This window comes from Streptomyces lateritius (assembly GCF_014649715.1).
Taxonomy (GTDB): domain Bacteria; phylum Actinomycetota; class Actinomycetes; order Streptomycetales; family Streptomycetaceae; genus Streptomyces; species Streptomyces lateritius.
On sequence record NZ_BMTO01000022.1, the window covers coordinates 54,090 to 74,809 of the forward strand.

Genomic DNA, 20,720 nt, shown 5'->3' on the forward strand with positions numbered 1-20,720 from the left:
CATCCTCGATCACTGCCTGGTGATCCTGCTGGTCAAGCCCGGTGCGTTCGCCGGGGCGGCCGCGCTGGCGCAGGCCCGCGCGCAAGGGGTCTTCAGCAAGACGCACGAGGTGTTCTGGGCGGCGGCGAAGGCCGAGTGCGGTGACCGCGAGGACACCTAGTGTCCTGCGCCGGGAGTTCGTTTAATAAGTAGGCTGCTTCTACTTCGAACTCCGGCGCAGGACGCTAACTCATCCGGTCGACAACCTCGCAGAGCTTGCCGGCAGAGGTGATCTCCGCCAGGTAGCCGCGCAGTGCGGCCACTCGACGCTCAGCCTCGTCCATCAATTCGCAAGCGATCTCGGCCCAGTCGTCAGGCTGGGGATCAGGGGACAAGTTGGCGAGCAGTTCTGCGATCTCGCGAACGGTCAAGCCGACACCCTGGGCCAACTTGGCCACCTTGATCCGACACGCCGCCGACTGATCAAAAACCCGGTGGTTGACGCTGGTTCGTTCTGCCTCGATCACGCCGTACCGCTCATAGAAGCGCACTGCCGAAGTGGCAACTCCTGACTCCCGAGCGACGTCGCCAACAGTCAAGCCAGCTTCGCGTGGACCAGCGGTCGGCGGCGCATCAGTCAGATTCCTGGTGTCTGTCATGACAGCACTCTCCCACCACCGAGGCCTTGCCTTCAACAAATGTTTAACATCCAGAATGGAAGCATGACCGATCAGCAGAACCAAGCCCGAGCGATGCGGCCAACACACGTTGCCACTCACCATGATGATGCCAAAGCCCGAATTGACAGCTGGTGGCGGTTGCCCACGGCAGCAGAGGCGAAAAAATCCGCTCGCGGCGCACTGGAGGCGATGCCCTGGTCTGACGGGCTGATCCAGTTCTCGGTTCTTCACTCGCCGGCAGAACCGACGCTGTTCCTCCAATCGCTATGGACCACCGCCGCCGCACGCGACCACTACGTTCACCACGTCGCGTCGATCCCTCGCGCGGCGATCGACGACCGGGTCCCCGATATCGAGCGGGATCGGTCGCTGACCGAGATTGTCGCTGTTGTTGCGCACGTCGACGCGGTCGCCGAGAAGTGGATAACACGGCGGCTTCCCGCCACGGACGACGCGGACGTCCAAGCGCTGGTGAAACAGCAGACAGCCCGGCTGCGCGGCGAAAAAACGCCGGGTCTGGTCCGCGCCACGCTCGGAGTCGGCCGCGACGAGGACGGAAATCCGATCGAGGTCATCGTCATCGAAGAATGGTCTGACTCGACTCACTCGGACGTTCTTGCTTATGAGCCGTTCGGCGCCATCGCTCCGACGATCTAGCGTCCTGCGCCGGGAATTCGATCAAGATATGGGGCGAGGCGCTGCAGGATCTCGTCCGCGTCCTTCGTCCAGACGAAGGCCTTCGGGTCCTCGTTCCACTGGGCGATCCAGGAGCGGATGTCGCGTTCCAGGGCCTGGAGGTTCTTGTGGACTCCGCGCCGTATCTTCTTGTCGGTCAGGAGGCCGAACCACCGCTCGACCTGGTTGAGCCAGGATGAGTAGGTGGGCGTGAAGTGCATATGGAAGCGGGGGTGGGCTTCCAGCCACTTTCGGACCGTCGGCGCCTTGTGGGTGCTGTAGTTGTCGCAGATCAGGTGGACGTCAAGGCCGGCGGGGACCTCCTTGTCCAGCTTGACCAGGAACTTCTTGAACTCCGCGGCCCGGTGGCGGCGGTGGATGGAGCCGATCACCTCGCCGGTGGCCACATCCAGGGCGGCGAACAGCGTGGTGATGCCGTGGCGGACGTAGTCGTGGGTGCGGCGCTCGGGCATGCCCGGCATCATCGGCAGCACCGGCGCGGAGCGGTCCAGCGCCTGGATCTGGGACTTCTCATCGACACACAGGACCAGCGCCTTCTCCGGCCGGTCGAGGTAGAGGCCCACGATGTCGCGGATCTTGTCGACGAACTGGGGGGCATTGGACAACTTGAACGTGTCCACCTGGTGCGGCTTGAGGCCGAAGGTGCGCCAGATCCGCCCCACGGTGGACTTGGACAGTCCACTCTCGGCCGCCAGCGACGCGCGTGACCAGTGTGTAGCGTCTTTCGGGGTGCGTTCCAAGGTGGCGACGGCGACCGCCTCCACTTGCTCATCGGAGATCTTCCGGGGAGCGCCGGGGCGCGGTTCGTCGCCCAGTCCGTCCAGGCGCGACTCCAGGAAACGGTGACGCCACTTGCCCACCGTCTGCGGCCAGATGCCGAGCTCGGCGGCCACCTGCTGGTTCGATTTCCCCTCCGCACAGCCCAGCACGATCCGGCACCGCTGCGCCAGAGCCTGGGCGGACGTCGGCCGTCGCGACCAGCGCACCAGCGTCTGGCGCTCGTCGTCGGTCAACGTCACCTCGGCCACCGGCCGTCCCCTACGCGCCACGCGGACAGTCTAGAAATGTTCATTGAACTTCTGGCGTAGGGCACTAGGTGCTGATCGAGGTGCTGTTGCTGCACTGGACCCTGCCCGCCGAGGCGGTTGTCGCCGGGATGTCCACAGTGCTGAAGGTCGGCGCGATCAGTACCGACCTGGTGACCATCGAGGCCCGCAAGGCCCTGGAGAACGCAGCGACCGAGCCGGAGGACGAGCCGGCCGACGATCCGCTCGACTATGACGGCGACGGTTGCGGTGGTGAGGACACCGCCGCCGACGGAGCCAAGGTGATCTCCCTGCGCACCAAGCGGCTGCCGCCCGACCTGCGGCCCGGGCTGCCGGACATGAGCAAGCACGACCGGCTGCTCAAGCCGGTTGCCACCACCACGAGTACGGCGGCGACGCCGAAGAAGGGCACCAGCGCATGATTCCCACCGCCACCTCCGAGCAGCACGCGGTCGAGGTCCCGGCCACCAAAATACTGCTGCCCGGCGACCCGGAGGACGCCGCGATCGGCGAACTCTGCCGGGACCTGAGGTAGCAGTTCCTGCTGGACCTGTTGCAGCTCGAACGCGATGACCGGGAACTTCGCCGCCAGCAGCGGCTGATCAGGGCCGCACGTCCCCCGCCCCAAGCGGCGAGTCATCGGGAGGGGGACGTCGCGGGCGTAGAGCTGGGCGGCGGGGAGGAGGGGGATCGGGCCCTCGGGCCAGGGGCGGCCCTGGAGGATCCGCTTCTCGGTGGCCAGTTCCTCGGGAGTAGGCCGGGACGCCGAGCTGGGTCGTCCGGGGCGCCTGCGACCTGTGAACACACCTGCTCGCGTCCGATTCGACGACGTTCAGGTCCGGTCAAGGAGTTCACCCTGATCGAGGACGCCGGTCACTTCGCCGCCTGCACGCGGCCCGAGCTCTTCCTCGACTTCCTCCTGACCCGCGTCATGCCCACCCTCCACAGCACCCCGATAAGGGCCGTGTCCTGTGCCGTGAGGCGACCGAGTGCGAGACGCTCTTCCCCCGTGGCAAGGGCCGGGCAGAACGAGGCGCAGCCGGACGGGGGACCCAACACGCACTCAGCAACGTGGTCATCCCTGACTGCCCGTCGGGGGTCGGAATCAGGGGTGCTTCGGGGGCGACCCGGTAGTCTGGCCGGGTCGCTGGACCAGAGAATACAGACCATGATCACACCAGGACGCCGCGCCTTCAGCCCCTTACTCGCCCCGACAGTCTGGACCGCCGTCGCTCTGGCCGTGGGCGCAGCCTTGTGGTCCCCCTCGGACACGGACCCCGACCTCAGTCCGTTCTTCCTGACCGTCAGCGACTTCGCTGCCCTGGACCGCGGTGGTCCGATCGAAACCACCATGGCCCTGCTGGGTGCGGTTTCGTTGGTACTCCTGACGGTGGCGAGGGGGCGATGCGTGCCCGTGCGCGGTCTTCCCTCAGCCCTGCTGACCGTCTGGGGCCTGGGACTCGTGGTCGCGGCTGTGGTGCCGACCGATCCGCTGACCACACAGTTGAGCGGGTCCGCGTACGTGCACCGCTATGCCTCCATCGCGGCGTTCGCCGCACTCCCGGCCGCCGGGCTCCTTCTCGCCCGGCGGCTCTCCGCCGAACCGCATGCGGTGCGAACAGTTCGATGGCTGCGCGTCCTGTCGTGGATCGCCCTGATCGGGGCCGCGCTGATGGCCTACTCGGCGGGCCCCGGTGGCCGGGAGCTGATCGGCTTGGTCGAACGCCTGCTGCTCGGCAGTGAGGTGACCATGCTCGGCGTACTCGGCCGGTACGTACAAGAATGCGCACCGATCACAGCCCAAGCCCCCGCGCGGCCGCACGCAGGCGAGTGAGCACCTGGCGTTTCTCCGCTGGCTCGGACATGGTCGTTGTGCCGCGAGGGAGTGCTGATGCTGCTGCCTGTTCTCGGCCGGGGCGAGACAGCCTGGAAGTTCGGTGCATGCGCAGGCGACGGCGGTAGTTGAAGGTCTCGATGAGGCAGAAGACCTCGGCTCGGGCGGTGCGCAGCCGAACGGCCTGCACTGGGGCGGAGCGGTGGCTGAATGTTCGGCGTGCTCGGCGACGGGGTGGCCGTCACCCGGCCGACGTGCCGAGGTTCGGGGAAGGCGTGCAGCCCTCCAGCGGCTGACCCGCCCGCCGCCCGCGATGGCGGCCGTAGCCCAAAGCGGCACCTGAGCGTGAGCAGCAGCGTCTTCGCCTCGTTCGTCTATCGGGACAGCCCGGAGCGGGCGACGCACGCGCGGGCGCTCGGGGCGGCCTCCCCAAATTGCCGCGTTTGACCCGCGGGCCGCTGTGGCGCTCGCCGCCTGACTGGAGACGATGGCCTCGTTCTAGGACCGGGCCGAAGAACTCGAGAACGAGGAGGGCGCGGCGCCGCTCGTTGAGCCGGCGGCCCGTTTCACCCGCGTCTACCTGCGGACAAGGGGGTCGGCTGCACGCTGCTCCTTCGCAACGGCCACCCCGGCCGGGGCAGCGAAGGAGACGAGACGATGACGACCACCCACCCGAGGGCCGGTCAGCGGCACCGCTCGGGCCGATCACACTGGAAGGTCGGCCCGTGGCGGGCAAGCCGAAGGGGGTTCCCTGGGTGCCCACTTCGGAAGGCACTCAGGAACCCCCTTTGGTGCCCGGCACCCGAGGTCGGAGGAAAACTCCTTGTCAGGGCTGCAGTCGGCGTGAAAACTGCGCCGTCACAACCCTCTTCTCTCCTCAATATGTCCGTAGTGGAGGAGAGCATCGGGTTCTGGGGGGCCCGGACGTCCTCCCAGGCCGGACGCGGCCAGCGGCAGCGGCAGCGGCGGCGGTCGGCCGGCGGCGGGTCGCGAGCAACGAGGGGGCAGAGCTGATGGTGGGGAAGCGGAAGAACAACCCGGCGGGGTCGACGAACAGCTACCGCGGCGACGTGCTGCGCGTGCTCGGGGCGCTGAAGGTGGCGACGGCTGATCAGATCCAGCGGATCGGCGCTCCGCATCTGAGCTTCCGGCACGCCGACAAGGAACCGCCGTCGAAGCAGAAGCAGGCCCGCACCGCCTCGCACACCGGCGCACTCTCCGACATGCGCAAGCACGGCCTGTCCGAGAACGGCGGATCCACCGAGACCGGCGACTCCCTGCGTAACCAGACCACCAAGGGCCTGCAGGCCGCCTCCTACGAGCTGCGGCGCCCGGCGGGGGAGATGGGCTCCACCGCACGCGGCGCCGGCTCCAGCGGCGCGTCCCACCCGATGTCCGTCAACGAGACCGTCATCGCCCTGCTGCGCCCGAAGCCGAACATGGCCAGGCTCACCGTCGACTCGCCACACGTTCAGGCCGCCGCCCAGGCCGCCGTCGACTCACCGGACGGGATCGGCACGATCGCCTCGTTCTGGACCGAGGTATCGCTGCCCGCCACCGGCACCTGGAACGCGCCCGGCAAGGGCGGTGCCCAGGCCGACCTGGTTCTCACCGCCCCGCAGGACGGGGTGCCGCTGCTGTTCATCGAGGTCGACAACTGCCACGAGACCGCTGAGGAACTCGCCGACAAGCTGGAGAAGTACGCGCGGTTCTTCCGGCGGAAGGTGAAGGACACCGATGGCAAGGAGCGCCCGATGTGGCGCACCCGCTGGATGGTCCCCACCGACCCGCGTGCGGACCAGCCCTATCCGCCGGTGCTGCTGGTGTTCAACCGGCTTGGCGAGCGCAACCCCAACCGCACGGTCCCGCGGCTCATGGAGCTCACCCGGCACCTGTGGCAGGGGGAGCGGGACGAGGGAGGCCATCACCGCTACACAAGAAGATCCCGATCGTCGTGGTCGGGCTGAACCAGCTGCGTGAGCATGGCCCGGCCGGCCCGGTGTTCGCCCGCTTCGGACGCAGCGGCCCGCAGCCCCTGCTGGAGGCGATCGGCAACCCACGCCTCGACGCTGCCCGCGCCTGCGCGCAGGCGCAGTACCGGGCCTGTGAGGAGATGTACCAGGAGCAGATGCGGCGGGCGGCGCAGGAGCAGGCGGCGAAGCAGGCAGCCGAGCGTGAGGCGCGCCGTCCTGTGTGCGCCGGCTGCGGGGCGAAGTTCACCGACGAACGGTGGGCGGCACAGGCGACCGACTGGGGCACCCCGAAGGACTGCCACCCGCAGCTGTGCGAGGGCTGCAAGCAGACGGCCACCGCGGCCGCCGCCAGCCCGGCGGCCCGCACGCTGGAGCACCGAGAACCGGAGCGCGGGGGAGCGGGGTGGGACGACTTCCGGCGGAACACCCGGCGCCCCGTCTGCACCGAGTGCGGTGCCGAGTTCACCGACGAACGGTGGAGGGCGACCGAGCGCGTCGGTTGGGGTACGACCCAGGAATCCCGACCGACGCTGTGCGGGGACTGCGACCAGCGGCACGAGAACGACTGGGAGGAAACCTGGCCGGGCGCGATCCGCCGGGACCAGGACCAGGACCAGGACCAGGAGCAAGAGCAGGCCGTGCCCGAGCAAAAGGCCGGCTGGCTCTCACGTCTGCGCCGCTGAGCCGGGCACGCCGCCGGCGGGCGCGGGCAAGCCCAAGGTCACCCTGGGCAAGCCCGCGCTCGACTTCGGCTGACCCGACGACAGCGGGGCCGGACGGGATCACCCTGCCCGGCCCCGCTGGTCGTTCCCGGCTGCTCACCGGCTGAGCCGGATAGTGGCCCCCACGCGAACTCGAGGTCGTCCAGGAAGACGGTCACCAGCTCCTTCTCCTACAGCCCGCGCAGGAGCATCGGAACGGCCTCCATCCGCTCCAGAATGAACAGGGTCTCGGGCTGCCCCATCAGCGCGTACCGGCCGTGGGAGGCGGGTGTGTTGCCCGGCCCGTACGCCCGCAGCAGCTCCTCCAGGCGGGCGCGGTGCTGATCCACGAACGCCTCCAAGCGCTCGATGTACGGACTGGATCGATGGAACCGTGGTTGGCGCTGAGATTGATCATGGTCGCTGAGGCTGGTTCGAATGGTGGGCGCAGCAATCAGACGGCCCGGACTATCCTGCCCTGCAGCGCTGGTCATCGGACCGGCGCGCAAAGAGAGGCAAACAATGCCGCAAGAGGGACACGCGGCCGTCCACGGCGGTAAGCCGGGGCGGTGGGCGCCCAGCGCGGCGGGAGAAGCCTCCCGCATCGAGGCGGTGCGCCGCTACGACATTCTCGACACCCCGCCGGACGGCGCGTTCGACCGTGTTGCGGCGATGGCGGCCCGGCTGTTCGCGGTGCCGGTGGCGAGCGTGACGATCGTGGATGAGGACCGGATCTGGTTCAAGGCCGCGCACGGGCTGGAGGGTGTGAGCGAGATCAGCCGGGAGCCGGGTCTGTGCGGCTCGGCGATCCTGTCGGACGAGACCCTGGTGATTCCCGACACGCTCACCGACCCGGTCGCCTGCTCCAACGGTCTGGTCACCGGGCCGATGGGGGTGCGCTTCTATGCCGCCGCTCCGATCATCACGCACGACGGGCACCGGCTGGGCACGGTCAACATCCTCGACACCCGCCCGCGCCTGATCACCGAGGACGACACCGCCACCCTCGCGGACCTGGCCGCCATCGTCCTCGATGAGATGGAGATGCGCCTGTCGGCGCTGAACGCCCTGCGCGTGGAGCAGGAACGGCGCCGGGAGCAGGAGGAGGCCCGCGAGCGCGCGGAGCGGGACACGGCCGCTATCCAGGCTTTCGCCTCCACCCTCCAGCGCACCCTGCTGCCGCCGGCTCTGCCGGTGGTGCCGGGTCTGGAGCTGGCTTGCCACTACGCCACCGCCTCCCCCAGGGACGTGGGCGGCGACTTCTACGACGTCTTCCCCCTCGGCGGGGGGAAGTGGGCGTTCTTCCTCGGGGATGTGTGCGGCAAGGGCCCCGAGGCCGCCGCAGTCACGTCCCTGACCCGCTACACGCTGCGCGCCGCGGCATTGATAGACCCGGACCCCGACATAGTGCTCACCTCGCTGAACACGGCGCTGCTGCTGGAGCCGGCCGTCGGTACCCGCTTCTGTACGGCCGTCTTCGGCATCCTTGAGCCGCACGAGGAGGAAGGTTTTGCCGTCACGGTGGCCACCGGCGGGCATCCCCCGGTGTACCACCTGCGCGGCCACGGTGTGGTCGAAGCGGTGCGCCCCAAGGGCGGCATGCTCATCGGGGCGCTGGCCGAGGCGCACTTCGCCTCCCACACCTTCCGTCTCGCCCCGGGCGAAGGTCTGCTGCTGTACACCGACGGGCTGACCGAGGCCCGCACCGCCGATGGGCAAATGATCGGGGAAGAGGGCCTGACCGGCTTCCTCGCCGCCCGCACCGCACCGGTCGGCGCGACGGCGGTCATCGAGGACACCGTCGCCCTCATCGACGCCACACCCTACGGCGCCGGGGACGACGTCGCGCTGCTGGCCCTGTCCGTTCCCTTCGCCGACGCCTCTGTGGACGGCGTCACCGCCAACGCCCACACCATCGCCCCCGCCGGCGAGATGCCGGAGAGCCGACCGTGACCGACTTCCGCCTCACCACGCAGCACACCGACGGTGATCTGGTCCTGGCAGGAATTGCCGGTGATCTGGACATCGCCACCGCCCCCCACTTGCGCGCGCAGGGGCTGACCCTGATCGGGCAGGGCCACCGCCACCTGATCCTGGACCTTGCAGCCGTCACCTTCTGCGACTCCTCCGGATTCAACGCCCTGGTCGGCATCTTCCGCTGCGCCAAGGAACCAGGCGGCAGCCTGACCCTCGCCGCCGTCCCCGACCGGCTGGAGCGACTGCTCAGCCTCACCGGGCTCGATGCCCTGCTGCCCGCCTACCCCACCGCCGCCGACGCCCTCGCCGCGCACGCCCGCAGCCAGGACACGGCCACCGCGCAATAGGCCGTGGCGGGGCGCCTGCGGTGCACGGAAGCCCGGATCTCTTATGTGGCGATTACATCGCGCATTTGGGGTAGTCGCCAGGGTGGGACGGCGCTGATCTTGGCGTGATCCTGACTCGTGGAGTGCACTACGTGCTTCGCACAACGGATTGGACACCTGCCATGACCACTGCGAACCCGGCCGGCACCCCTGGCCACCGCACCGGTGGCGACGTCACCGGACAGCGGACCCGCCGGCTGTCGACCGAGACGAAGTCGGCCCTGAAGACCACGGAGTTCTTCGTCTACATCGCCTCCGTCATCGCGGTCCTGATCGCCTCCATGCTGGTGGGCACCGAAGAAGGCCACACCGACTACTTCCGCGCCGACAAAGCCTGGCTCTACATCGTGATCCTCACCGTCGGCTACATGATCAGCCGAGGGCTGGCCAAGTCCGGCAGCCGCGATCACTACGACGGCTCCTGACTTCGCACAGCACGAAGGAGAGCAAGCCGCCAAGAGGCGCAGGGCTTCACCGCGGCCTGGGGTGCTGGGCGTCGTGTGGACGTGCCAGCAGCCCGCATATGGGTGATCCCGGGACTTGCGTGGTCATGCCCGTCGGCCCCAGGGGAATATTCACCGTGTGAGGCGGACCGCCGGGATCTGCTGCTGGACCGCCGCGGCCCCTTGCAGCGAGCCGCCCCCCAACCGGACGTGAGACCGGGCAGGGGGCGGCGCAAAGCCAGACGGCGGCTCCCGGTAGGGCGGGAGGGGCCGTCAGTCCTTGGCGATGGCCATTCCGAGGAAGATCCCGACCAGCAGTGCGACACTGCCGGTGGCCATCACCGCCCACGTCCCTGTCTGCGTCGCGGTGAACGTCGAGGTCATCCCCGCCTGCGCCGCCGCCTGTGTGGACTGCGCCCCGGCCATGGCCGCCTCCTGGACGGCCAGACCCGTCTCCAGCTTCTGGATCTTGCTCTCCAGCTCAGACTGCTCCATCGTGCGGTTCCTCTCTGAACGGTGATGCCGGCCGATCCCGGCATCACCGTCCATCGGTTCCCCACCGCGCGGACACAGTCGCGTGATCTTGGAAGGGGCCGTCCTGGTCCGGGAGGGCTCCTAGCACGGGAGCGCCTTTCGCTCGGTGCAGATAGCCGGCCGCGAGCGCGGCGGCCGCGGTGACGACGACGTCCATCAAGCGTTGCGGCTCTGCTGCGCTGGTTGCCGACCCACGCTCCGAGCCGGAGCTCCCGCTCCTCCTGGTCCTCGCCGACGATCCGCTCGACGTGCTTCCTGGGGACCTGAAGATGCCCCTCACGCTCGTAGAACTGCTTGGCGGCCTCGTATTCATCGCCCACTTGTCGGCCTGTGTACGGCGCGGCTGCGGCTTCTCCTCCTCGGCCGCGGGCTCGATTCCGAGGACGTGTTCGCACATCCACTGCTGCACGGTCGTGAGCTTGTCCCAGCCCAGCCGCTGAGCCCGCACCCACCGCCCGAGGTCCTCGCCCTGGTGCATCACCTTGCCGGGCTCGGTCGGCAGCGTGCCGCCGGCCTCTTCCAGGTGGAGCCGGACGAGGTGGAAGGCGCGCTGCCATTCCACCGGCCAGGCCGGGCACCACGACGGGTCGATGTCCTCCAGCTGCTCGCGCCGCTCGTCCGACAGGGCCCCGGCCGACGACTCCACCGGCAGGCCCTCGGCACGCCGCTGCTCGATCTCGGCGGCCTTCCGGGCGGCGGCCCGTGCGTTCTTCAGCCAGATGCCGACCTTGTAGCCCTGGTAGGTGGCGTCGAGCGGGGCCAGGAGGTGCCCGTTCACCTCGGCCCACCCGCGCGCCGCTGCGAGACCTTCCTCCCATGCGACGTCGAAGTGGCTCCAGACCATGCCCAGCTTCTCCAGCTGCGCGATGCGGTCCTCGTCCATGTCCCCGTGTGCCTCCGTGGAGGACACCGCCGGGGAACGTCTCCTCGCCAATGGGGACCACGGACGGCACCGTAGTCGTCGGCCGGGAGTGGCCCCCGCCCGACAGGCGGGGGGCGGGGCGTGAGAACCCGTTCGGCGCAGACGCCGTCCGCGGCCCCCAGAGCGCGGGTCACATCGTGGGCGCCGCGCCGACCGCCTGGTCGGTGGAGGTCGACGAGGTGTCGGTCGGGTACGGCTGGTCGGTGGAAGGCAGCGGCTGTCCCGCCGAGGTGGGCGGCTGGCCGGTGGAGGTGCCGCCGGTGTTCGGGGCGGGCCCCATGTCCACCCCCGCCACGGGCTCGGGCCGCGGCACCGGCGGAGGGCAATCCTGGGAGGATGGCTGCTCCGCGGCGCCGTCGATCTCGATCGTGATGCGCGGCGAACCGGCCCTCGAATGCGACCGGGACGGGGGTGAGGTTGGTGACGGAGACCCAGTACGCGACGTACTCGGCGTCCCCTCGTTCCACCTGGACCTTCCAGGTCACCTCCTCGGCACCTGGGCGGATCGTGGTGGGCATGACCGTCCACAGGACGTGCCAGGTGGCGGGCCAGCCCCAGGTGAAGTAGCGACGGGTCGAGTTGGCCGCGACTGTGCCCGTCCACTGGACGCCGCACACCGGCTGGGTCATCCAGCCGTCCACCGGGATCTCCCAGACGCCCCGGTTGCGCAGGCCGGCGCGGAGCGTCCTGGCGTGCCGGTGGTACAGCAGGTCGCCGACGAAGGCGTTGGGTAGGCCGTTGGAGAAGATCTGCCAGGAGGCACCGCCGTCCACGGACTGGTAGACGCCCAGATCGGCGGCGACCCAGACGCGGTCGCGGTTGCCCGGGTGCACCTCGATGGCGTTCAGGGGCAGATTCGGGAGTGCGGCCGTGCGGTCGGCCCAGTTCGTGCCACCGTCGGTCGACCGCCAGACCCGGCCGCCGCCGCGCGTCGTGTGGGTCACCCAGATGCGGTTGGTGTCGGTCGGGTCGACGTGGATGTCACTGACCCAGGCGTTGGCGCGGGGTGTCGTGAGCGCGGTGAGTGTGCCCCACGCGGTGCCGTTCCATCGTGTGACGTAGAGCCGGCCGTCGGTGGTGCCGACGTACACCTGGTCCGCCGTCGGGATGTACATCGCGGAGGCGGTCCCGGCCGTCGGGTAGGCCAGCCGCGTCCAGTTGGTGCAGTTGTCGCGGGAGACGTAGAGGGCCGCGCCGGCCTGGGCGACCGTATTGCCGTTGGTGGCGCTGGACTCGAACGGCGGATAGAAGAGCGAACTTTCTCCGGAGGGGACCGGCGGCGGCAACCAGGACCAGCTGCCCCAGTCGCCCCGGGAGGTGGAACGTTCGACGCCCATGTTGTAGAAGCTGTGGAACACCGTACGCGGGTCGGTGCGGTTGACCCCGCAGTCGCCGCCGTCCTGCGAGTGCAGCCAGGTGGGCGAACCGGTCCACCGTTCGGTGCCGTTGTCCTGGGTGCCGCCGATGAGCCAGCGGGAGGAGCCCAGGTCCTGCGCAATGTACTCGAACTCGGTGATCTCCAGGCCGTTGTTGAGGTGCTGCCAGGTGACGCCCCGGTCCGGGCTGCGGTAGAGGCCGCCGTCGTTGCCGATGTAGACGACCTGCGGCTGGCCCGGTTCGAAGGCGATGGCGTGCTGGTCGGGGTGGATGGACTGGCCGGGCGATGCCTTGCTGGCGATGTCCGTCCAGGTCCAGGTGGTGCCGGAGAGGTCTCCCCGATGGGCGCTGATGGCTCCGCAGTAGATCTGGCCGGCGTTGTCCGGTGCGACGGCGAGGAACCAGTCGTACCAGGCCTGGCCGATGTTCACCCCGGTGGGTGCGCCGATCGAGGTCCAGGTGCCCCCGGCGCGTCGGGCCAGATAGCCGGTGGTCCCGGCGCCCCACGCGTAGGCGACGGTGGGGTCGGAGGGGGCGAGGGCCACGGCGAACCTGCTGTAGGTCGCGGGCGCGCTCGGCAGGGTCACGGCGTTCCAGGTGACGCCGCCGTCGGTGGCCCGGAACAGGCCGTCCCGGCAGGCGGCGAGTGCCTCGGCGCCGGACGGGGCCACCGCGACCGACCAGGTCGTCGCGGTGCGCCGCTGGGTCCAGGTGGCTCCGCTGTCCGTGGAGACGTAGAGGCCGCCCGTCGTCGCTGCGTAGAGCCGGGTGGGGGTGGCCCGGTCAAACTCCAGGTCGTAGAAGCCCTGGCCGACGAACGGGGCGGTGCACAGGCTCGCCCAGCTGAATCCCCCGTTGGTGGACCGGAGGATGCCCGTGCCGAAACCGGACCACCAGTCGCCTTCGCCCGTGCCCGCGAGGACGGTGGCCGGAGCGGTCGGGTGGAAGGCTATGGCACCCGTGGTGAGGGTCGCCGCGTGGTCGGTGCGCGGGGCCCAGGACTGCCCGCGGTTGTGGCTCTCCCAGATGCCGCCGTGGGCCGCTCCGACCAGGAGGTGGTTGGCGTTGCCGGGGTCGACGGCCACGGAGGAGACGCGTCCGGAGGCGTTGATCCGAGCGCCGCTGCCGGAGCCGTAGGTCTGCCCGTTGGGTATCGTCCAGGGCCCGAGCGAGCGCCAGTTGGGGCCGGCGGGGCTCGGTGGGGTCAGCGACAGCGTCTCGGCCACGGCCATGTAGTTCGCGGCGAGCTGCTCCGTCCCCCCGCCAGGCTGGCTGCCGCCGCCGGAGGGCGGGGGCTTGGCGGACTGGGCGTTCCCTTGGCCCGCTCCCTCGCCGTCGCCTTGGTTCCCGCCTTCGTTGCCTCCTTCGTTCCCGGCCTCGGATCCTCCCTCGCCCGCCGGCTCGCCGTCGTCTCCGTCGCCTTGGCCGCCGGAGGGTCCGCCCTGGGGGCCCGTCACGCTTTCGAGCAGGTCCTGGGCCGCCGCATGGTCCAGGTCCGGGCGGGCGTGGACGGCCGCTTCCACGGCCGCGTCCGCGTGGCCGGTGCGGGCCAGTTCGAGCATGAGGCGCGCCAACGCCTTGCCGCCGGGGAACTCTTCGTGATCGGCCTTCGTGACCGTTCTGTCCTGGGGATTCCCACGCATCGTCGTTCTCCTCGTGCCGTCGACGTCCCGCGTCACGGTTCGGTCGGCCGGCCCTCGGGGGGACCGGGGGAGGCCTCGGGGTCCGACGCGGCCCTGGAGGTGTCGGTCTCTTCCTCCGGCGCCGCGTCGTCCTTTTCATCCGCTTCGGCGGTCTCATCCGCTTCGGCGGTCTCAGCCGTGTCGGCCGTCTCAGCCGTCTTGTCCGTCTCGGCCTCGTCGCCGGTCCCTTCGCCCTGGGGCTCTCTGGCCCGCTGGAACTCTTCCAGCCGACGCGCCGCGCGGTCGTCTTCCGAGTCGTCCGGGACACCGGCCGGTTTGCGTATCAACTCGACCTCCCCGCTGAGGTGCGGATGAAGGAGAAGGAAGCCCTTGAGGAGAACGCCCCGGGGAGCGCGGCCAATCGGCGCTCGTACACGTGGCGTTCTGGGGGACGTCGGCGCGTTCGCGGACCGGAAGGGCAGCCGCTCAGCGCCGTGTGGCCTCTCGGTCGTCCAGATTCATTCTTGGTCAGGGTGCGTGCTCTGCCAAGGCCCTAATCGCCCCGTGTCGGGTGGGTAGATCTACCCCGGCCGGGTGTGGGCGGAACGAGGCTGTACTCGATGGCGAAGCGGGTGAGATCGGCCCTTCGACGGACGCCGATCTTGTCGCGCAGCCGGTCCAGGTGCGAGTGCACCGTGTGCTCGCTGATGCCGAGCAGGGCGGCGATCTCCCGGTCGGTGTCGCCGCTTGCGACCCGCCCCAGGATCTCCCGTTCGCGGTCCGTGAGAGGGAGGGGCGTCAGGAGCAGGTGGACGGCGAGCGGGCCCGGCACATAGGTCTCGCCCGCCGCGACGGCCCGGACGGCCGAGAGCAGCTCAGCCTACTCGGCCTGGCTGTCCAGACAACCGAGCGCACCGGCGCGGATCGTCGGGGCGAGGTCGATGTGTGCGGCGGCCGAGACGACGACGACCGCGTAGCCGCCGGCGCAGAGCCGGGAGACGGTACGGGCCAGTTCGAGAGTGGCGAGGCGGAGGTTGAGCACCGTCATGTCCGCGTTGACGGGGTGCGCGTCGAGCTCCTCGACGGAGGACACGGCCGCGACCAGGAGGAGATCCGGTTCTCCGTTGATCAGTTGGACGATGCCGAGACGTATGAGCGGGCAGTCTCCTACGACGACGACCCGCCTCGGGGCAGCGTCGACACGCCTCGGGTCAGCGTCCATCTGGAACCTTCGGTGGCAGGGATGGCAGGAGCAATGCGTCGGATTCCCTCGCGGCGGAGCGTTCGACCGGCGTGACACTTGTGCCCCGGATCGAGCCGTACGCTGCGTGATCGAGGGGACGGGTCACCCGTGCGGGTAGGCCGAAACGATTCCCCAGGACCGAGTGGAGCATGGGCCGAGGCCATCCGCCACAGACGTGCTACGGGCGGAACAGGGTGCGGCCCCAGGGGATTTGGTTGCCTCGGACGATCAAGTGCCGGACTGCCGCCCTGTGGCGCGTCGGCATGGGCGGTTCCATCGTGGAGGAAGAAGGTCCCACCGCGCGCGCCGCCGACGGCGACGACGGGACTGCCTGTACGCGGCACGGGGGTGTGGTGGTGGGAGGCCGACCGACTGAGGAGCGCCGATGGAGCCGTATCTGCTTCTGGTCGTGTTCGTGGCGGTCTTCGCCGCGTTCGCGCTGTCCGCCTCCGCAGGGTTCGGAGGCAGTCTCATCCTCGTACCGACACTGGCCCTCACGCTCGGCACCAAGTCCGGGGTGGCCCTGGCGGCGCTGCTTCTGGCCGCCAACAACGTGGTGAAAGTCTTCGCGTACCGGAGCAGCCTGCCCTTCCGGAAGGCGGTGCCGGTGATCGTGCTCGTCGCGGCCGGAACCTTCCTGGGGGCCAAGTTGCTCGTCTCGGCACCGGAGCGGTGGGTGACGATCGCAGTCATCGTGGGTTTCGTGCTCGCGTTCCTCGTCGAGTCCCTCGACCTCACCCGCTTCCGGCGGGTCGGTTCCCCGCTGCTGGCGTTCGCGTCCGGCGCGACCTCCGGGTTCAGCGGCACGTCGGGGCCCTTGAAGGGACTCGCCGTCCGTGCGCTGGACCTGGACCGCATGCACCTCGTGGGCGCCCTGTCCCTGGTCTCGCTCGTCGGGGACGTGACCAAGACGGCGGTCTGGACGGACGCGGCCCTGCTCACCGGCGGGGACTACCTCGTCGCCCTGGCGTGCGTGCCCCTCATGCTGATCGCGACGTTCCTGGGCCGGCGGTTCAACTACAAGGTCGGCGAGCGCGGGTACACCGGTCTGTTCTGGACCGTCATGCTGGGCTACACCGGGCGTCTCGTCGCTGGACTCTGAGACTGGCGGGCGTCCTGCGGCTCTGCATCGAAAAGGACGTCCCGCTGGCCTTCCTCTGACGCCCACCGACCACGGAACCCTACGGGACAGTGAGCGTTTTCAGCGTTGCCGCTCCAGGGTGAGGACAGCTTTGGCGATGACGGTCATGCGATGGGGACTGATGCGGGAACTGCGGAAGATCTGCCATGCCTTCAGCCGTGCCATGCCGTGTTCGACCGGTGCCCGGCCGCGGCCAGGGCCCGGTTGACGGTGCGCTGGGTGATGGTGAGTTCACCGTGCGGTGGGCGTTTGAGTCCGGTGGTGACCCAGGAGCCGGCGCCCTGGTAGGCGCGGTCGGCGAGGACCGGGACACCCTGGCGTTCGCAGATCCGGATGATGCGGTGGGTGCGGGCCGCGGTCAGGTCGTGGGTGCGGCACGGCAGCGCGGGTGAGATCCACAGCACCTCACCGGCAGGATTGGTGACCACCTGGACGTTCCCGCCGTGTCGGCGGTGTTTGGCCGAGTGCCAATCCCGTGTCGGCCCAACCGGTGGACCGGCGGAGTCTTTTCCCTCAGCGGGTGGTGTTCACCCTCACCAGGACGTCACCGATTTCACCGGATCGGCGACGAACGCCTCCCCCACGATGACGGAGCCGTCCTGGGCACGCACGTCCACGTGCACCCGGGAGACCCCGGCTTCACGCAGAAGAGCCGCGACTTCGGTCTCGTCGACACCCCAGAGGTAGAGGAACGCCGGGCTCTCGAAGAAAGTCCGGTCCGCGTCCGCCATGCGTCCTGGGTAGACGCACTCGTCGAACCGCGCCCTCTGTGCCCCTGTCCACTTTTCGACGATCCCCTCGAACCGCGGCTTGTCCGCCGCGTCGAGGACGAGGATGAAGTCGGCGGTCGCCGCTTCCGAAAGCGCACACCGCAGGGCGTCGATGTACTCCCCTGCAACCTCCCGGGAGAATGCGGTCAATTCCCTGTAAGTCTCGTCCTCGCTCCCGGAAAGCCGGGCATGACGCAGCCACAGTGTCCGCTCCAGCGCCTGGAACGGGTCCTGGGTTCCGGTCGGGATCCGGCTCTGACGCAACTGCCAGTCGACGTGCCCCGCATAGCGCAGGGCGTCCTCCCAGAGCCGCCCGAGGAACTTGGGATGGCCCACGCCTTCCCCGAGCCCCCAACAGACGCCGCTCACGAAGGTCGTGGCCTGGTACGGGTAGTACAGCTCTCCCGCGGGGGTCTCGTCGACGAGCGCGATGGCCTCGGCAGCGAGGCTTTCCAGGCGTGCGATCGCACGTGCGTCCGGCACGGCCTCGCCCCAGTGGATCGCCTCGGTCATGGCCTCACGGAAGCCGTGCGGCAGCGACTCCTGCCACCAACCGGGCCCCGGGAGGAGGGCGAACCGCGCGTATCGGGAGATGGCCAGCCTGGCCGTGAGGGAAGTTTCGGCCTCATTCAGTGAACCGAGCACTTCATCCACCGCAACCACAATCGTCTCCGGACGTAAAGATCCGATGCCCTTTGGGATACTTCTGATGTATCACGTCGCCCAGCAGGAAGAGTACCCGCTGCCTGTTCAGGGCCGGGCCGACCAGTGAGCTCTTTCAGAGTGGTCACACTGATCAGGTGACGGGCTGACGTGCCGCAACACACGAGGCCCCTGCGCCGTTAAAAGAGGTGTTCGGCGTCTCAACTCATCAGCGCAGGAGCCTCGTTGGTTCCCTATTCTGCCGTACTCGATCTGCCGCACACCCTGGTCGAGTGGGTATCGATGCTCATCGTCACCCGTGAGGGGGATCGACGCTGCAAGCTCCCGCCCCACCAGCGTGCCCTCGTCGGCCTGGTCTACCTTCGCCAGCACGACACGCTCGCGCAGATCGCCGCCGGCTTCGGTATATCCGTCGGCACCGCCCACGCCTACGTCTAGGCCGTCGTCCAGCACCTGTCCGGCCGGGCACCCGGACTGCTGCGTGTCCTGCGGGAGGCCGATCCCGATCACGTCCTGCTCGACGGGACGCTCGCCGAGTGCGACCGCGTCGGCGACAGCCGGGCCGACTTCTCCCAGAAGCACCGCCGTCACAGCGTGAACGTGCAGGTCGTCGCCGACCCCACGGGCAAGCTGCTGTGGATCTCACCCGCGCTGCCGGGCCGCACCCATGACCTGACCGCGGCCCGCACCCACCGCATCATCCGGATCTGTGAACGCCAGGGCGTTCCCGTCCTCGCCGACCGCGCCTACATCGGCGCCGGCCCCTGGGTGACCACACCCATCAGACGGCTTCCCGGCCGGGACCTCACCACGACCCAGCGGACGATCAACCGGGCCCTTTCAGCGGCGCGGGCACCGGTCGAACGAAGCATCGCAAGGCTGAAGTCCTGGCGAATCTTCCGCAGAGCCCGCTGCAGCCCCAACCGCATGACCGCCATCGCTGCAGCCATCCTCACCCTGGAGCGTCAACGCTGAAAATGCTCAGTTATTGGTTCCAGTTTCACTTGTTTATGTGCTAATTTTCGACCGATCAACCACATTTACTCCATTTGCACCCCATATGTTGGGTGTGATGCAGTGAGAGATGTTCGGTGCGCCATCCCGATTCGATCGTTGTCGTGGCGATGGCCGACCTCGTAGACGCAATGGATCTCGCCTTGAGCTAGGAACGGGGCGCCATGACTGCTGCGACAACGTATGCAACGGAGTCATCCCTTAAATAGGACTGCATAATCAGCGCATGGCCACAGGTTTGGAGCCCCACTTTTATGAGGGGCTCACTAGGAGTCCCCGATGCCTGGAATCGAAATAGATGTGACGGTACAGGCCCCCAGAACCGCAAACCGCAGTGACTACTGCCGGACATGCCTTTCCGACCAGGAGTAGCCACCCCGATAGCTGTCCAGGTCCCGGGTGCCGCGACCCGCAAGAACGGACGCCGAAACATGACAATCACCACCACCGACCACGCGGTACCCCACATCTCCAAGCTCCCTATCAATAGTGGCCAGACCGTGAATCTCTTCGTGCGGGAGCGCGACGGCACCCGACCGGGCGGCGACCGGACGGCCGTGCTCATGCGGCACGGCCGCAGCATCCCTGTGTTGCCCAGCGCCGATCTGGCACGGGGAAGTACAACTGGATGCTGTCGCTGGCCAGGGCGGGCTTCGATGTGTTCGCCATGGACCTTCAGGGAAACGGCCGCTCGTCCCGGCCGGATGTGATGCAGCAGCCCTGCAACACATCTCAGGCCCAGCAGCAGGTGCTCCTCGGCGGCAACCCGCTGACGTCGGTCTGTACCCCCGTCCACGACAGTCAACTCGGCGATTCGCGCAGCGACTGGTCCGAGGTGGACACAGTCGTCAAGTACATCAAGAAGCGGCACGGCGTCTCGAAGGTCGCGCTGATGGGCTGGTCCGCGGCGGTCATCGCGCTCGGTCCGTACGCCATCGAGCATTCGGGAAACGTCAGCAGCCTGTTCCTGCTGACGCCGGTCTTCGGCCCGAACTACCAGGAGAGTGCCCCGGGTACCGACTGGGACCCACCCTTCCCACTGCCCCTGTCGGCTAGCACGGACGCCAGGTGGGGCTTCCCCATGAACCTGACCAGCAGGGAGGGCTTCGAGAGGGCCTGGAACAGGGAGCTTGGCTGCCCGGAGCAGCGGGAGGACGGCATGGTCGACACTGTCTGGGACGCGATCATGGACAGCGACATGTTCGGCAGCAACTGGGGCGCCAAGAAATACGGGGTGCCCCACGGAGTGCTGCGCTTCCGGAACGCCTTCTGGTGGGGCTGGAACAAGACCGGCGTGAAGGTGAAGAACATCCTCGGGGACAAGGTGCCAGTGCTCATCATGTACGGGGAGCACGACAAAACGGTGAACAGCGCACCGGGAACTGTCCCGTTCCCATCGGTCCCAGACCTCTACAAGGCCATTCCGGGCACGCGGAAGCTGATGTTCAAGGTGGCCGGCTCCGGCCACCAGCTCCAGTGGGAGGAGCCGGCGGCCGCACATCTGCACGCCCTTGCGGGCCACAAGCCTGATCGCCCGGCAGGCATGGCCGGCCGTTATCAGAGCGTCCCCGCTCCTTCCAGTAGCGAGTCGATGACGTCAAAAGCGAAAGGATGCCGCGCCCGCGAGTTCCGGCAGCAGTCAGCTCGGCTCACTGGCCTTACGCGGGAGTTAGGTCGGGCTCCGTCCATCCGAGCGCACCGGCCGTGACTACGGCGAGA

Annotated in this window: 20 protein-coding genes and 4 pseudogenes; 12 read left to right on the forward strand and 12 right to left on the reverse strand. The window is 68.8% G+C overall.

Translation table 11 applies throughout. From position 1 onward, the window contains the following. Window positions 1-19 precede the first annotated feature (19 nt). Window positions 20-160 carry a hypothetical protein gene (locus IE136_RS32685; protein ID WP_189602231.1) on the forward strand — a complete coding sequence of 47 codons (141 nt, stop codon included), beginning with the start codon at window positions 20-22 and terminating at the stop codon, window positions 158-160. Window positions 161-224: 64 nt separating this feature from the next. On the opposite strand, the gene IE136_RS32690 is transcribed toward IE136_RS32685, so the two are convergent. Continuing rightward, window positions 225-638, reverse strand: coding sequence for a MerR family transcriptional regulator (locus tag IE136_RS32690; protein ID WP_189602233.1), 414 nt, complete (start codon window positions 636-638; stop codon window positions 225-227). A gap of 63 nt (window positions 639-701) precedes the next feature. Here IE136_RS32690 and IE136_RS32695 point away from each other — a divergent pair, with 63 nt between their 5' ends. Beyond that, complete coding sequence (locus IE136_RS32695; protein WP_189602235.1) at window positions 702-1,316, forward strand: hypothetical protein; 615 nt, start codon at window positions 702-704, stop codon at window positions 1,314-1,316. On the opposite strand, the gene IE136_RS32700 is transcribed toward IE136_RS32695, so the two are convergent. Next, window positions 1,313-2,404 (reverse strand): IS630 family transposase, encoded by a 1,092-nt coding sequence (locus IE136_RS32700; RefSeq protein WP_189602236.1) that lies wholly within the window; start codon window positions 2,402-2,404, stop codon window positions 1,313-1,315. The genes IE136_RS32695 and IE136_RS32700 overlap by 4 nt on opposite strands. Window positions 2,405-2,451: 47 nt before the next feature. Here IE136_RS32700 and IE136_RS32705 point away from each other — a divergent pair, with 47 nt between their 5' ends. From IE136_RS32705 to IE136_RS36195, 4 genes are all read left to right on the forward strand, one after another. After that, window positions 2,452-2,823, forward strand: a complete 372-nt coding sequence (locus IE136_RS32705) for a hypothetical protein (protein WP_189602238.1) — start codon at window positions 2,452-2,454, stop codon at window positions 2,821-2,823. A gap of 746 nt (window positions 2,824-3,569) precedes the next feature. Continuing rightward, window positions 3,570-4,235: a DUF998 domain-containing protein gene (locus tag IE136_RS32710; RefSeq protein WP_189602240.1), complete on the forward strand. Its 666-nt coding sequence runs from the start codon at window positions 3,570-3,572 to the stop codon at window positions 4,233-4,235. 1,013 nt (window positions 4,236-5,248) lie between these two features. Next, entirely contained in the window at window positions 5,249-6,202 is a 954-nt protein-coding gene (locus tag IE136_RS32715) for a replication-relaxation family protein (RefSeq protein ID WP_229819397.1), read from the forward strand. Next, window positions 6,190-6,891, forward strand: coding sequence for a hypothetical protein (locus IE136_RS36195; protein WP_229819399.1), 702 nt, complete (start codon window positions 6,190-6,192; stop codon window positions 6,889-6,891). Before IE136_RS32715 ends, IE136_RS36195 begins: the two co-directional genes overlap by 13 nt. Window positions 6,892-7,100: 209 nt before the next feature. Here the strand turns inward: IE136_RS36195 and IE136_RS32720 are convergent, their stop codons facing one another. Then, window positions 7,101-7,259 (reverse strand): hypothetical protein, encoded by a 159-nt coding sequence (locus IE136_RS32720; RefSeq protein WP_189602242.1) that lies wholly within the window; start codon window positions 7,257-7,259, stop codon window positions 7,101-7,103. A gap of 172 nt (window positions 7,260-7,431) precedes the next feature. Here IE136_RS32720 and IE136_RS32725 point away from each other — a divergent pair, with 172 nt between their 5' ends. The 3 genes from IE136_RS32725 (at window position 7,432) to IE136_RS32735 (ending at window position 9,697) form a co-directional block, all read left to right on the forward strand. Beyond that, a complete protein-coding gene (locus IE136_RS32725; RefSeq protein WP_189602243.1) occupies window positions 7,432-8,862 on the forward strand; it encodes a PP2C family protein-serine/threonine phosphatase in 1,431 nt (476 codons plus the stop codon). Then, window positions 8,859-9,233, forward strand: a complete 375-nt coding sequence (locus IE136_RS32730) for an STAS domain-containing protein (RefSeq protein ID WP_189602245.1) — start codon at window positions 8,859-8,861, stop codon at window positions 9,231-9,233. Before IE136_RS32725 ends, IE136_RS32730 begins: the two co-directional genes overlap by 4 nt. Before the next feature lie 161 nt (window positions 9,234-9,394). Next, entirely contained in the window at window positions 9,395-9,697 is a 303-nt protein-coding gene (locus tag IE136_RS32735) for a hypothetical protein (protein WP_189602247.1), read from the forward strand. Window positions 9,698-9,988: 291 nt separating this feature from the next. Here IE136_RS32735 and IE136_RS32740 read toward each other — a convergent pair whose 3' ends face one another. The 7 genes and pseudogenes from IE136_RS32740 to IE136_RS32770 form a co-directional block, all read right to left on the reverse strand. Then, window positions 9,989-10,210 carry a hypothetical protein gene (locus IE136_RS32740; protein WP_189602277.1) on the reverse strand — a complete coding sequence of 74 codons (222 nt, stop codon included), beginning with the start codon at window positions 10,208-10,210 and terminating at the stop codon, window positions 9,989-9,991. Window positions 10,211-10,449: 239 nt separating this feature from the next. After that, a pseudogene (locus tag IE136_RS36995) lies at window positions 10,450-10,806 on the reverse strand (hypothetical protein); the annotation flags it as partial. Between the two features lie 80 nt (window positions 10,807-10,886). Next, window positions 10,887-11,132, reverse strand: a pseudogene (locus IE136_RS37000) (helicase associated domain-containing protein); the annotation flags it as partial. Next, window positions 11,024-14,191 carry a WD40/YVTN/BNR-like repeat-containing protein gene (locus IE136_RS37005; protein WP_189602249.1) on the reverse strand — a complete coding sequence of 1,056 codons (3,168 nt, stop codon included), beginning with the start codon at window positions 14,189-14,191 and terminating at the stop codon, window positions 11,024-11,026. The pseudogene IE136_RS37000 and the gene IE136_RS37005, both read right to left, overlap by 109 nt. 32 nt (window positions 14,192-14,223) lie before the next feature. Continuing rightward, window positions 14,224-14,517, reverse strand: coding sequence for a hypothetical protein (locus IE136_RS32760; protein ID WP_189602251.1), 294 nt, complete (start codon window positions 14,515-14,517; stop codon window positions 14,224-14,226). Between the two features lie 206 nt (window positions 14,518-14,723). Then, complete coding sequence (locus IE136_RS32765) at window positions 14,724-15,002, reverse strand: response regulator transcription factor (protein WP_189602253.1); 279 nt, start codon at window positions 15,000-15,002, stop codon at window positions 14,724-14,726. 48 nt (window positions 15,003-15,050) lie between these two features. Beyond that, on the reverse strand, window positions 15,051-15,392 hold the full coding sequence (locus IE136_RS32770; RefSeq protein WP_189602255.1) for a helix-turn-helix domain-containing protein: 342 nt from the start codon (window positions 15,390-15,392) through the stop codon (window positions 15,051-15,053). A 406-nt stretch (window positions 15,393-15,798) separates the two neighbouring features. Here IE136_RS32770 and IE136_RS32775 point away from each other — a divergent pair, with 406 nt between their 5' ends. Then, on the forward strand, window positions 15,799-16,515 hold the full coding sequence (locus IE136_RS32775) for a sulfite exporter TauE/SafE family protein (protein WP_189602257.1): 717 nt from the start codon (window positions 15,799-15,801) through the stop codon (window positions 16,513-16,515). A gap of 99 nt (window positions 16,516-16,614) precedes the next feature. On the opposite strand, the pseudogene IE136_RS32780 reads toward IE136_RS32775, so the two are convergent. Then, window positions 16,615-17,024, reverse strand: a pseudogene (locus IE136_RS32780) (transposase family protein); the annotation flags it as partial. Window positions 17,025-17,087: 63 nt separating this feature from the next. Further along, window positions 17,088-17,837 (reverse strand): hypothetical protein, encoded by a 750-nt coding sequence (locus IE136_RS32785; protein WP_189602259.1) that lies wholly within the window; start codon window positions 17,835-17,837, stop codon window positions 17,088-17,090. A 375-nt stretch (window positions 17,838-18,212) separates the two neighbouring features. Here IE136_RS32785 and IE136_RS32790 point away from each other — a divergent pair. Both IE136_RS32790 and IE136_RS32795 read left to right on the forward strand, forming a co-directional pair. Beyond that, a pseudogene (locus tag IE136_RS32790) lies at window positions 18,213-18,962 on the forward strand (transposase). Between the two features lie 667 nt (window positions 18,963-19,629). Continuing rightward, window positions 19,630-20,709, forward strand: coding sequence for an alpha/beta fold hydrolase (locus IE136_RS32795; RefSeq protein WP_189602260.1), 1,080 nt, complete (start codon window positions 19,630-19,632; stop codon window positions 20,707-20,709). Window positions 20,710-20,720 lie beyond the last annotated feature (11 nt).